The sequence below is a fragment of the Caulobacter mirabilis genome (assembly GCF_002749615.1).
Classification (GTDB): domain Bacteria; phylum Pseudomonadota; class Alphaproteobacteria; order Caulobacterales; family Caulobacteraceae; genus Caulobacter; species Caulobacter mirabilis.
Map to the genome: position 1 here is coordinate 2,287,455 of NZ_CP024201.1, position 12,664 is coordinate 2,300,118.

Below are 12,664 nucleotides of genomic sequence, written 5' to 3' on the forward strand. Positions count from 1 at the left end.
GCCGAACGGCGCGGGAAAAGGCGCCGTTACCCTCCCGGGTGCAGTCCCGGCGCTTCCTGGCCCGTTCGGGTGACGTACTCCGTGTAGCCGCCGCCGTACTGGTGGGCTCCCTCGGGCGTCAGCTCCAGCACGCGGTTCGACAGAGCCGCCAGGAAGTGGCGGTCGTGCGAGACGAAGAGCATCGTGCCCTCGAAGTTCGCCAGAGCCGCGACCAGCATCTCCTTGGTCACCATGTCGAGGTGGTTGGTCGGCTCGTCGAGCACGAGCAGGTTTGGCGGGTCGAACAGCATCTTGGCCATCACCAGCCGCGCCTTCTCGCCGCCTGAGAGGACGCGGCAGGGCTTCTCGACATCGTCGCCGGAGAAGCCGAAGCATCCCGCCAGGGTGCGCAGCGCGCCCTGGCCCGCCTGCGGAAACGAGCCCTCCAGAGATTCGAAGATGGTTTCCTCGCCGTCGAGCAGGTCCATGGAGTGCTGGGCGAAATAGCCCGTCTTGACGCTGGCGCCGATGTTGACCACGCCCTGGTCAGGCGCGGTGGCGCCGGCCACGAGTTTCAGCAGCGTCGATTTCCCGGCGCCGTTGGCCCCCAGGACGCACCAGCGCTCCTTGCGGCGCACCAGGAAATCGAGCCCTTCATAGATCGGCTGGGCGCCATAGCCCTTGTGGACGTTGCGCAGGCTGATCACGTCTTCGCCCGACCGCGGCGGACTCTGGAACTCGAACTGCACCGACTGGCGTCGGCGCGGGGCCTCCACGCGTTCGATCTTGTCGAGCTTCTTCACCCGACTCTGGACCTGGGCGGCGTGCGAGGCGCGCGCCTTGAACTTCTCGATGAACTTGATTTCCTTGGCCAGCATCGCCTGCTGACGCTCGTACTGCGCCTGGCGCTGCTGCTCCGTGAGCGCGCGCTGTTGGTCGTAGAAGTCGAGATCGCCGGAGTAGGTGATGAGCGAGCCGGCGTCGATCTCCACCACCTTGCCGATGATGCGGTTCATGAAGGCGCGGTCGTGCGAGGTCATCAGCAGCGCGCCCTCGTAGTTCTTCAGGAAAGCCTCCAGCCAGATCAGGCTTTCCAGGTCGAGGTGGTTGCTGGGCTCGTCGAGCAGCATGCCGTCGGGCCGCATCAGCAGGATGCGAGCCAGCGCCACGCGCATCTTCCAACCGCCGGACAGCATGCCGACATCGCCGTCCATGCGCTCCTGGCTGAAGCTCAGGCCGGCCAGCACCTCGCGCGCCCGCGCTTCAAGGGCGTAGCCATCCAGTTCCTGGAAGCGCTCCAGCACCTCGCCATAGCGCTCCATGACGGCGTCCAGCTGGTCGGCTTGGTCCGGGTCGACCATAGCCGCTTCGAGCGTGGCCATTTCGGCGGCCAGCGCGCTGACGGGGCCGACGCCGTCCATCACCGCGGCGACCGCGCTCTGTCCCGACATCTCGCCGACGTCCTGGCTGAAGTAGCCGATCCTCATGCCCGGATCGATCACGACCAGACCGTCGTCGGGCTGTTCCTGGGCGGTGATCATGCGAAACAGCGTCGTCTTGCCGGCGCCGTTCGGGCCGACGAGCCCGACCTTTTCGCCCTTCTGTATGCCCATCGAGGCTTCGATGAACAGGATCTGGTGGCCGTTCTGCTTGGAGATGTTGTCGAGGCGGATCATGGGGCGGTCTGCTAGCCCGGGCGGCGTTGGAACGCCAGCCTTGGAGCTCCGCCCATTGCAGGTGCGACAATCAGGCCGTCATCCCAGCACGGCGCCGCCCGCGCCCAGCCATGATGTCCGAAGCCGCGGCATGATCTGCCCGAAGCCCGCCCATCCTGAGGTCTTATGAGCCCACGACATGACCCGTCGGCGGCGTGCGGACGATGAAATGGCCTTTCACCCCCTCCGGCCAGTCGCGATAAGGCACCACGCCCTCGTCGCTGGCCATGTAGCGACGGGCGTACTCCAGAATGGCCGTGGCGGCGTCGATCGTCGGCTCGAACCTCCCCAGGACGTAGCCGATCTTCCCCGGCGCCCGCAGATGGATGGTGCAGTAGCTGGAACAGGCGAACAGGCAGGGCATGGGCTCGATCGCCAGGTCGGCCAGCGACGAGTCCGCGTCCTTGGCCGCGAGCAGCGCCTCCAGCAGCCGGGCGCCGCCCCGTACGCCCTCGGCGTCCTCGTAGGCGTCCGGCCCGAAGCGGCATGTCGAGCATACGACGAGGCCCGGCCCGTCGGCGCTCCTGGTCAGCAGGGACATACGCCCTCCCCCGTTCAGCGGCGGCTGCGCGAATGCGCAGTCGGTCGACGCGGCGCAGGCCGCAGGTCGTCGCTCAGACGGGTGTCCGCGCCATGGCCATCCCCTGGGCCCGGGCAAGAGCGACCCGCGCCGGCCGGTCTCCTGGCTCGCGGGTCGTCACGCGATGCGCGGCCTTCCCGGAGCGGACTCCAGTGGCTGCGACCCGGCGGGCCGGGTCACGCTGCGCATCGCGCTCGCCGCTCACAGTTGCAGGGACAGCCTCGGTTTCGGGCGGACGCCCTCACCGTGTTCCCGTAGAGCCCTCTCGGGCGCCGGCGCGATCAGGGACGGCGCGCCGCCCCTGCCCCGCCCCTTAGTCCAGTCCGCACGTCCCGCCAAGAGCATTGACCGCTCGGGTCGCGACGGCCTATCGCTGCCTTGTCGAGGTATGGAGGGCGCAAGCTCTCCGGGAACGCGGTGAGGCCTACGGGCCCAATCCGCGGCTGCCCCCGCAACTGTGATCGCTCGTCGATTGGATCGGCATCAGGCCACTGGGACATCGTCCTGGGAAGGCGCCGGACCGGGAGAGCGTAAGCCAGGAGACCGACCCCGACGGACAGACGACGCAGGTGCGGCGGGCGCCTGACGGCCAGATCGCCGACGCCGCGGGGCGTCGCCGCGCGCCGTCATGCTCACGCCCGATCAACGAGGAACGGCATGAGCAGAATTCCGACGACCGTGGTGACCGGCTTCCTGGGCGCGGGCAAGACCACCTTGATCCGCCACCTCCTGGAGAACGTGAATGGCCGCCGCATCGCCGTGGTGGTCAACGAGTTCGGCGATGTCGGCATCGACGGCGAGATCCTGCGCGGCTGCGGCATCGAAAACTGCGAGGACGAGGACATCGTCGAGCTGGCCAACGGCTGCATCTGCTGCACGGTGGCCGACGACTTCCTGCCGATGATGCGCAAGCTGATCGACCGGCCCAATCCGCCGGAGCATATCCTGGTCGAAACCAGCGGCCTGGCCCTGCCCAAGCCGCTGGTGAAGGCCTTCACCTGGCCGGACGTGCGGACCCGCGCCACCGTGGACGGCGTCATCGCCCTGATCGACGCCGACGCCGTCGCCCGCGGCCGTTTCGCGCCCGACGAGGACGCGCTGGCCAAGGCGCGGGCCGAGGACCCGACGCTGGATCACGAGACGCCGCTGGAAGAGCTGTTCGAGGAGCAGGTCGCCTGCGCCGACCTGGTGATCCTGAACAAGACCGACCTGGTCGACGCGGCTGGGCTGGCCGCCGCGGAGGCCGCGATCCGCGCGGACCTGCGTCCGGGCGCGAAGATCATCCATGCGGCCATGGGCGGGGTCGATCCCTCGGTTCTGCTCGGCCTGGGCGTCGCCGCCGAGGACGACCTGAACAGCCGCCGTTCGCACCATGACGACATGGCCGACGGCCACGACCACGACGATTTCGACAGTTTCGTCGTCCGGGGCGACGCGGTGGCGGGGCCCGAGGCCCTGGTCGCCGCCCTGGAGCCCCTGATCGCCGCGCATGACATCCTGCGCCTGAAGGGCGTGGTCGCCGTCGCCGGCAAGCCGGCCCGGCTGATCGTCCAGGCGGTGGGGCCGCGCATCCAGGCCTACTTCGACCGCCCGTGGCGCGACGGCGAGGTGCGTGCGACGAGCCTGGTCGTGATCGGCGAGAAGGGCCTGGACCAGGCCGTCATCGCACCGGCGATCCAGGCGGCGCTCGCCTAGTGCATCTGCTCGCCCTCCAGCCGGGCGCTGTCCTCGACGGCGAGGAGGCGGTCGATCTCGGCCAGACGGCGGGCGACATCGTCGTACTGTCGAGCAACGACACCGACCTGGCCTGCCTGTCGCAGGCGGTCGCCGGCCTGCCGGACGACTTCCCGACTGTTCGGCTCGCCAACCTGATGGCGTTGCGCCACCCCTACTCGGTGGACCTGCATGTGGAGGCCGTGGTCGCCAAGGCCAGGTTCGTGATCGTGCGGCTGCTCGGCGGCCGCGCCTACTGGCCCTATGGCTTGGACGAGGTGACCCGGGTCTGCCGCGAACGGGGCGTCCCCCTGGCGGCTCTGCTGGAAGAGCAGCCGGACGGCGAGGACGGCCTGCGGGCGTCCACGGTCGACGCCGTTACGCTCCGTCGGCTGGACGGCTATCTGCGCGAGGGCGGCGAGGTCAACGGGCGCAATCTGCTGCTGCATGTCGCCGACCGGATCGGTCACGCCTGCGCCTGGCGGGAGGCCGCGCCGATCCTGGAAGCGGGCCTCTACTGGCCGGGCACGGCCCAGGCCGACATCGAGACCATCCGGGCGCGCTGGACTGGTGGCGCGCCGGTGGCGGCGGTGGTGTTCTACCGCGCCCTGGTCACCTCGGGCGCCACGGCGGCGATCGACGCGGTGATCGAGGCCTTGGCGGCGCGGGGGCTCAATCCCCTGCCCGTCCATGTCCGCAGCCTGAAGAGCCCGTTCGCGGTCGGCCTGCTCGACAGCCTGTTCGCGACGGAACGGCCCGACGTGGTGCTGAACGTCACCGCCTTCGCCACCAGCGCGCCGGGCCAGGCGCGCGGCGGCGGCGTGCTGGACCGGCCGGGCGCACCGGTGCTGCAGCTAGTGTTCGCAGGCGTCAGCCGGGAGGTCTGGGCGGCCAGCGGCCGCGGCCTGGGCTCGCGCGATCTGGCTATGAACATCGCCCTGCCCGAGGTGGACGGGCGGATCTTCGCCGGCGCCGTGGCCTTCAAGGCCGAGCAGCGCTTCGACCCGCGCACCCAGTGCTCGATCGTCGCCCACCAGGCCGACGACGAGCAGGTCGCCTTCGCCTGCGACCTTGCCAAGGCCTGGGCCGACCTGGCGCGGACGCCCGCGGGCGAGCGGCGGGTGGCGATGATCCTGGCCAACTACCCCAACCGTGACGCGCGGATCGGCAACGGCGTCGGCCTCGACACGGCGGCCAGCGCCGCGGTCGTGCTCGCCGGCATGTCGGCGCAGGGCTACGACCTTGCCGACGCTCCGCTCGATGGCCAGGCCCTGTTCGAGCGGCTGCGGGCCGGCGCGACCAACACGCGGCGCGGCGTCGGCGGCGTCGCCCTATCTCTCACCGAGTACGAGGCGGTGGTCGCGGCCTTGCCGACCGAAGCGCGAGACGCCGTCACGACGCGCTGGGGAAAGCCTGAAAATGATCCGTTCTTTGATAGAGAAATCAGTGGCTTCCAGCTTCCTTTGCATAGATTTGGAAGCGTCGTGGTCGGCGTGCAGCCGGCGCGCGGCTACAATATCGATCCCAAGGGCAGCTATCACGATCCGGACCTGCCTCCGCCGCACGGGTATCTCGCCTTCTACGCCTGGCTGCGACGGTCGTTCGGCGTCCAGGCGATGGTACACCTGGGCAAGCACGGGAATCTGGAGTGGCTGCCGGGCAAGGCCCTGGCGCTCTCGGCGGGCTGTTTTCCCAAGGCGATCGCCGGGCCGATCCCGCAGCTCTACCCGTTCATCGTCAACGACCCGGGCGAAGGCTGTCAGGCGAAGCGGCGGATCGGCGCGGTGATCGTCGACCACCTGACGCCGCCGCTCACGCGAGCCGGCAGCTACGGCCCGCTGCGGGCGCTCGAGACGCTGGTCGACGAGTACTACGACGCCGCCGGGCTGGATCCCCGCCGCCTTTCCGGCCTGCGGGAGGAAATCCTGGCGCTTGCCGGCGGCCAGGGCCTGGACATCGATGCCGGGCTGGATCTGACGGACACCGATCAGGCCTTAACTAAGCTCGACAACTATCTGTGTGATCTGAAGGAACTGCAGATACGAGATGGTCTGCATGTGTTCGGCGTCTCGCCGGAGGGCCGACTGAGAACCGATCTGCTGACGGCGCTCGTCCGCGCGCCGCGGCGCTTGGGAAACGATGGCGACGCCTCGTTGCTGCGGACGCTGGCGGATGATCTCGGGCTCGGCTTCGATCCCCTGGCTGCGGACCTCGGAGCGCGATGGACGGGCGCACGCCCGTCCGTCCTGGCCGACATCGATGCGCAACCTTGGCGGACGACGGGAGACACGCTCGAGCGGTTGGAAGCGCTCGCCTCGGCGCTGATCGCCGGAGAACGCTCGTGTGACGACGGCTGGACGCGAACCAGGGCGGTCATGACGGCCGTCAAGACGCAGATCGCCCCGGCGGTCGACGCCTGCGGCCCGGCGGAGATCGCCGCCCTGCTCGCGGGTCTCGCCGGCCAGTTCGTCGCCCCAGGCCCCTCGGGCGCTCCGACACGGGGCCGGCCGGAGGTCCTGCCGACCGGGCGAAACTTCTACGCCGTCGACACCCGCGCCGTGCCGACTCCGGCGGCCTGGCGGCTCGGGTGGGCCTCCGCGCAGATGCTGGTCGAGGACCATCTGCAGCGCACCGGTGACTGGCCGCGCGCCGTCGCGCTCTCCGCCTGGGGAACGGCCAACATGCGCACCGGCGGCGACGACATCGCCCAGGCGCTGGCGTTGATGGGCGCTCGCCCGACTTGGGAAGGCTCCACGGGGCGCGTGACCGGCTTCGAGGTTCTGCCGATCGCCCTGCTCGGCCGGCCGCGCGTGGATGTCACGCTGCGCATCTCGGGCTTCTTTCGAGACGCCTTCCCGGACCAGATCGACCTGGTCGCCAGCGCCGCCCGCGCCGTCCAGGCCCTGGACGAGGCCGAGGAGGACAACCCCGCCGCCGCCCGTTTCCGCCGCGAGGTCGCCGACCGGCTGGCCGCGGGGCAGGCGCCGGAGGCGGCCGAACGGTTTGCGGGGCTGCGCGTCTTCGGCTCCATGCCAGGAGCCTATGGCGCCGGTCTGCAGGCCCTGATCGACGAGGGCGCCTGGGAGACACGCTCCGACCTGGCCGAAGCCTTCCTGGTCTGGGGCGCGTTCGGCTACGGCCTAGGCCTGGACGGCGCGCCCGTGCGCGGAGAGTTGGAGCGGCGGTTGTCGTACGTCGAGGCCGTGATCCAGAATCAGGACAACCGCGAGCACGACCTGCTCGACAGCGACGACTACTACCAGTTCGAAGGCGGCCTCGCCGCCGCCGTGGCGGCCGTCAGGGGCCAGGCGCCGACGACCTATCACAACGATCATTCGCGCCCCGAACGACCCGTGATCCGCACGCTCGAGGACGAGATCGCCCGGGTTCTGCGCGCCCGGCTCGTGAACCCCAAATGGATCGCGGGGGTCATGCGGCACGGCTATCGCGGAGGGGCCGAGATCGCGGCCGGGGTCGACTTCCTGTTCGCCTTCGCCGCCGCCACGGGCCTGGTGAAGCCGCATCATTTCGACCTGGTCGAAGCCGCCTTCATCGAGGACGCGACTGTCCGCGCCTTCCTCGAACAGGCCAACCCCGACGCCCTCCGGGACATCGCCGAACGGCTGAGCGAAGCCGTCGCGCGCGGGCTCTGGAAACCGCGCAGCAACAGCGCCGGCGAGCGTCTTCGCCTGGCAGCCATGGCGAACAAGGGCCTTGGCGGGTCGGCCGATTGCGGCTAAGGCCGAACCCAGGGGGTGCTGAAATACGCATTTCCTGACATCGCGCCGGCGCCCGAGAGGGCTCTACGGGAACATCGGTGAGGAGCCTCGCTCCAGGTCCGAGGCTGTCCCTGCAACTGTGAGCGGCTAGCGTGATGCGCATCGTGGTCCAGGCCGTCTGGATTGCAGCCACTGGGGTTCGCCCTGGGAAGGCCGCGCGTCACGCGTTGATCCGCAAGCCAGGAGACCGGCCGGCGCGGGTCGCTCTTGCCCGGGTCCAGGGGATGGTCCAGGCGCGGAACTCCGTCTGAGCGACGACGAGCGGCGGAGAGCCGCATCGACCGGTCCGGCCGGGCGCTTCGCTGCGTCCTGCGCCTGCCGGCGCGTCGACCGCTGGACGGCTTCCCGCGAGGCCGCCGGAGGACGCTCTCCGCCATGTCAGTTGGACGTGAGCCGGAGGACCGTCTGTGTCCCGAACGATCTCCCACGCCGCCCTCGCCGCGGCGCTTTCCCTTGTCCCCGCCGCCGCCCTGGCCGAAACGACGTTCGCGCCCTCGGTCTCCGAGCTGGTCGTCACCGGCCAGAGCCTTGAAGAGACCCTCCCCCGCCTGCTCGCCGACCATGGCTACGACGTCGAGGTTGTGACGGCCGAACAGATTCGCGACGGCGGCTTCGTCGACGTGTCCCAGGCCGTCGAACTGCTCGTCCCTGGCGCCTTCATGACCACCCAGGCCGGGCCGTTCAGCTATGTGAACCTGTCGCTGCAGGGGTCCCGGTCCAGCGACGTGCTGTGGACCGTCGACGGCGTTCGGATCAACAACCGCCTCTACAACTCGACCAGTCCGGCCGACACCCTGCCCGCGGCCATGGTCGACCGCATTGAAGTGCTCAAGGGCGGCCACGGCGTGCTGTACGGAACCCAGGCTTCGGCGGGGGTGATCAACGTCGTCACCCGGCCGTTCAGCGCCGATCTGGCCGGCTCGCTCAGCGCCGGGGCCGACACCAACGACGGCCTGCACCTGAACGGCGCGATCAGTGACAGCTTCGGTGGCCACAAGCTCGTCGCCTGGCTTTCGAAGGATAAGAGCGATGGCTACGAGATCTTTGACGCCTACCAGCCGAACCTGACCGACAAGAAGCGCGGCTACGACGTACTGAGCGGCGGCGTGAAGTACGGCTACGACTTCACCGACGACCTGTCGCTGATGCTGACCTACATCCGCACCAGCGCGGCGCTGGATTATCCGAGCCAGAACGGCGTCTCGGTCAACGATCGCGACGAACAGATCGGCATCGTCCGCCTCGACTACACGCCGGACAGCGGGCCGCAGTTCTTCATCAAGTCCTACTATCATCAGTGGGACACCGACTATTACACCAAGCCCAACCCGTCGAAGTACTGGGGCTACAAGGATTTCGGCGTCAGCGGACTGGCGCGGTTCCAGATGCGGCTGGCGGACGTCGACGTCGGCTACGATTTCCAGAACTACAAGGGCCGCGACGAGGTCCTGCTGATCGAGGGCGAGACCGAGCAGGTCCACGCCCTCTACGGCCAGGTCCGCACGAACGAGGCCTTTTCCGATCGCGCCCGACTGACCGCGGGCCTGCGCTACAACAAGGCGTCCGGCGCCGAGACCGTCGTCTGGAGCGCCTCGGGCGTCTACGACCTGACCGACGACCTCTATGTCGAAGCCTCGGGAGGGACCTCGTTCCTGCTGCCGGACGCCGAAAAGCTCTATGGGATCGATCCCTGCTGCGCGCATGGCAACCCGAACCTGGAGCCCGAGGAGAGCCTGAACTTCAACGCCGGCCTCGGCGGACGCCTGAACACCGCCTGGCCGCTGACCTGGCAGGTCACGGCCTACTGGCGAGACGTGAAGAACCTGATCACCACCAGCACGGTCAATCCGCCGCCCGGGTTTGACAGCGTCTACGTCAACATCGACGGCAAGACGAAGGTCTCGGGCGGCGAACTGGTCGTGCGCGGCCAGCTCGGCGAGGACTTCAGCTACACCGCCGCGTACAGCTACAGTCGCGAGCGCAACCGCACGACCGGACTGCAGATCGCCGGCCGGCCTGAGCATTCGGGCAAGCTGACGTTGAACTGGGCCCCGGCAGGCCGCCCGTACGGCGTGACGGCGGCGGCGAAATACGTCGGCCAGACGGAGACGCCGGTCACCGGCTTCGGCGTCCAGCCCTACGGCGACTACACGGTCTTCGACCTGTCCGGTCACTGGTACGTCGACGGCGACGCCAGGCGCACGCGCCTCAACCTGCGGCTGGAGAATGCGCTGGACGAGGACTACGCGACGTCGGTCAGCTCCGCCGTCCTGCGCGGCTCCAGCCCGGCGACCCGCTTCCTGTTCCGCCGTCTGGGCATGCCGCGCACGGCCTACATCAGCCTGAGCTATCGGTTCTGACATGGCCGTCGCGAAACGACGGGGCGTGAGGGGCCCCTTCTTTCAGATGCTGATGGTCGTCCACCGCTACCTCGGAGTGGCGGTGGGCGCCGTCATGACCGTCTGGTGCCTGTCGGGGTTCGTGATGATGTACCAGGGCTATCCGGCCCTGCGCGAACCCGAGCGGCTGGCCGGGCTGGAGCCGCTGAAGCTCGATGGCTGCTGCGTCCTGCCGAGGCTGGACCCGAAGGACGCCGCCAGGCTGTCCGGGTTCCGGATCGAGATGCTCGAGGGCCGCCCGATTCTGCGGGCGGCGATGGGAAGAGGCTCGGCCGGCAAGACCTACGACCTGATCACTGGCCGCCCGTTCGGCGAGATCACGCCCCAGATCGCTCTCGGCGTGGCCGCGCGACAGGCCGAGGCCCTGGGCGTCGAAGGCAGGCCCCTGTCCATCCGCGCCATCAAGCAGGACCAGTGGACGGTCCAGTTCGCCAAGCGCCATCAGCCGCTCTACCAGGTGCGCTTCGACGACCCCGGCAGAACCGACATCTATGTATCGGGCGTCAACGGCCAGGCCTTCCAGCACACCAACACCCGCCTGCGGGTGCTCGGATGGCTCGGGGCGGTGCCGCACTGGCTCTACCCGACGGTGCTCCGCCAGGACGGCAAGCTGTGGAACGAGGTGGTGATCTGGCTGTCGGTCGCCGGGACTTTTCTCACCGCGACGGGCCTCTATGTCGGGATCGTCCATCTGGGAAGGCGGCGCAACGGCCGGTATTCGCCGTTCCGGGGGCTCTGGTTCTGGCACCATATGGCCGGACTGGTCTTTGGCGTTCTGACCCTGACCTGGGTGTTCAGCGGCCTGATGACCATGAATCCCTGGGGACTTCTGGAGGGCGGCGGCGACCGCGCGATCAGGGAGGTACTCGTCGGCAAGACCACAGGGCCGCAGATCGAACAGGCTCTGGGCCAGGCGGTGGCGTTGAAGCCCCGCGGCGACATCGCCCAGCTGATGGCCGCACCGGTCGCCGGCCGGATCAGCCTGGCTTCGGTGGCCCGCGACGGCGAACAGGTTCGCCTTGACGCCTCGGGCCGCCCCTCTCCCGTCGGTGAGGCCGAGATCCGCGGGATGCTCGCGCCGCTCAAGCCGATGCGCATCGAGCTGCTGGCCGCCGAGGACGCCTATTACTACGGTCGAAAAGGCGACCCCGCCGACCTGCCCGTCTGGCGTGCGATCCTGCGCGATGATCAGAGCACTCGCGTCTATATCGATCCCGACACCGGCCAGGTGAAGCGCGTTGTCGACCGTGACGCCCGCCTGTCCCGCTGGGTCCGCAACGGGCTGCACGGCCTCGACTTCGCCGGGCTGCGGAACAGGCCCCTGTGGGACCTGGTCGTTCTGCCCCTGCTGCTGGGCGTCACATTGGTCTGCGCGACCGGAGCCTGGATGAGCATCCGCCGCATCCGTCGTGACGTCGCCCGTTTCGGCGCCGCCCTGGCCAACCGACGACGCCGTCGACTCTCCCTACACCCCGAACCCCAGGAGCAAGCCTCATGACAGGCCTGAACACCCTTGCCCGCCGCGCGCTGGTCCTCGCCCTTGCAGCCGCGCCGCTGGCGTTGGCCGCCGGCCCCGCCCTCGCCCACCACGGCATGCACGGCGAGCAGCCCTCGACCCCTGCCGAGGGCTTCGTCACCGGGCTGGCCCATCCCGTCCTCGGCCTCGATCACCTGGCGGTGCTGATCGGCGTCGGGCTTCTGGCCGCCCGCTTCCGAAAGGGGCTCAGCCTTCCCGCGGTGTTCATCGTCGCGATGGCCGGCGGGTGCGCCCTGCATCTCACCAGGCTCGACCTGCCGTTCGTCGAGGTCTGGGTCGCCCTGTCGATCATCGCCGTCGGCCTGGCCGCCGCGCTGCGCCCGGCGACGCCGTTGCCCTTGGCGATCGGCCTGTTCGGCTTGGGCGGCCTGGTTCACGGCTACGCCCTGGCCGAAAGCATGGTCGGCGCCGAGACGGGCGCGGTCTGGGCCTATCTGATAGGCTTGGCGCTCACTCAAAGCGTGGTCGCCACCGCCGCCTTGCTCGCCTCGCGCTGGGTGGCGGTGCGCCGGCAGATCGTCAACCGCATCGTCGCGGGTCTGGTGGCGGCCTCCGGCGCCGCATTCCTTCTTCTGGTCGCAGCCGCTTGACGGCTGGAGCGGAGGTCGGTCGGACCATGTCCGGCAGGCCTCCGCAGCAGACCAACGTCGCCCGATCATGGTCGGCTCGGGCGTCCAGACTGCGGGTCTGCCAAGCATGCCTCGGACGCATATACGATGCCTGCCGTATTTCACATGACCTCGAACTTTGCGTTGATGCCGTCGCGGCTTCGCCGCCAGCGTTCGGTCGTTCGCGGAAGATCTATAGAAATACAATTACAGTGCCAGCGTATGGGCAAATTGACCAAAAATTGTCCGATCATGGATAATATTCAGCCGATTTTTGTTATCCAAAAATTCTGGCGGGCCGCCATTGAGTCTGCTCGGGGCGCGGCGGGCATGGCGTCCTAGGTCCGTTTGGTT

The 12,664-nt window shown here is 69.0% G+C and carries 7 protein-coding genes and 3 riboswitches; of the genes, 5 read left to right on the forward strand and 2 right to left on the reverse strand.

The features are described 5' to 3' along the window. Positions 1 to 26: 26 nt before the first annotated feature. On the reverse strand, positions 27 to 1,655 hold the full coding sequence (locus tag CSW64_RS11185) for an ABC-F family ATP-binding cassette domain-containing protein (protein ID WP_099622182.1): 1,629 nt from the start codon (positions 1,653 to 1,655) through the stop codon (positions 27 to 29). A gap of 163 nt (positions 1,656 to 1,818) precedes the next feature. Continuing rightward, positions 1,819 to 2,235 (reverse strand): DUF1636 domain-containing protein, encoded by a 417-nt coding sequence (locus CSW64_RS11190; RefSeq protein ID WP_099622183.1) that lies wholly within the window; start codon positions 2,233 to 2,235, stop codon positions 1,819 to 1,821. A gap of 114 nt (positions 2,236 to 2,349) precedes the next feature. Then, positions 2,350 to 2,565, reverse strand: a riboswitch (cobalamin riboswitch). 76 nt (positions 2,566 to 2,641) lie between these two features. Next, positions 2,642 to 2,840: riboswitch (cobalamin riboswitch) on the forward strand. A 91-nt stretch (positions 2,841 to 2,931) separates the two neighbouring features. Between CSW64_RS11190 and cobW the strand changes: the two genes are divergently transcribed. From cobW to CSW64_RS11215, 5 genes are all read left to right on the forward strand, one after another. Next, on the forward strand, positions 2,932 to 3,969 hold the full coding sequence (gene cobW / locus CSW64_RS11195) for a cobalamin biosynthesis protein CobW (protein WP_099622184.1): 1,038 nt from the start codon (positions 2,932 to 2,934) through the stop codon (positions 3,967 to 3,969). Further along, complete coding sequence (cobN, locus tag CSW64_RS11200) at positions 3,969 to 7,727, forward strand: cobaltochelatase subunit CobN (RefSeq protein ID WP_099622185.1); 3,759 nt, start codon at positions 3,969 to 3,971, stop codon at positions 7,725 to 7,727. The genes cobW and cobN overlap by 1 nt, the downstream gene beginning before the upstream one ends. Positions 7,728 to 7,756: 29 nt before the next feature. Then, positions 7,757 to 7,976: riboswitch (cobalamin riboswitch) on the forward strand. A 197-nt stretch (positions 7,977 to 8,173) separates the two neighbouring features. After that, positions 8,174 to 10,126, forward strand: coding sequence for a TonB-dependent receptor plug domain-containing protein (locus CSW64_RS11205; RefSeq protein WP_099622186.1), 1,953 nt, complete (start codon positions 8,174 to 8,176; stop codon positions 10,124 to 10,126). 46 nt (positions 10,127 to 10,172) lie between these two features. Next, positions 10,173 to 11,663, forward strand: a complete 1,491-nt coding sequence (locus tag CSW64_RS11210; protein WP_216361165.1) for a PepSY domain-containing protein — start codon at positions 10,173 to 10,175, stop codon at positions 11,661 to 11,663. Continuing rightward, on the forward strand, positions 11,660 to 12,292 hold the full coding sequence (locus CSW64_RS11215) for a HupE/UreJ family protein (RefSeq protein ID WP_099622188.1): 633 nt from the start codon (positions 11,660 to 11,662) through the stop codon (positions 12,290 to 12,292). The genes CSW64_RS11210 and CSW64_RS11215 overlap by 4 nt, the downstream gene beginning before the upstream one ends. Positions 12,293 to 12,664: the final 372 nt, after the last annotated feature.

What these genes read in the sequence shown, in the direction of transcription:
- CSW64_RS11215 (WP_099622188.1), top strand. Translation starts at nt 11,660, where the DNA reads ATGACAGGCCTGAACACCCTTGCCCGCCGCGCGCTGGTCCTCGCCCTT.
- CSW64_RS11190 (WP_099622183.1), bottom strand. Translation starts at nt 2,235, where the DNA reads ATGTCCCTGCTGACCAGGAGCGCCGACGGGCCGGGCCTCGTCGTATGC.
- cobW (WP_099622184.1), top strand. Translation starts at nt 2,932, where the DNA reads ATGAGCAGAATTCCGACGACCGTGGTGACCGGCTTCCTGGGCGCGGGC.
- CSW64_RS11210 (WP_216361165.1), top strand. Translation starts at nt 10,173, where the DNA reads ATGCTGATGGTCGTCCACCGCTACCTCGGAGTGGCGGTGGGCGCCGTC.
- CSW64_RS11185 (WP_099622182.1), bottom strand. Translation starts at nt 1,655, where the DNA reads ATGATCCGCCTCGACAACATCTCCAAGCAGAACGGCCACCAGATCCTG.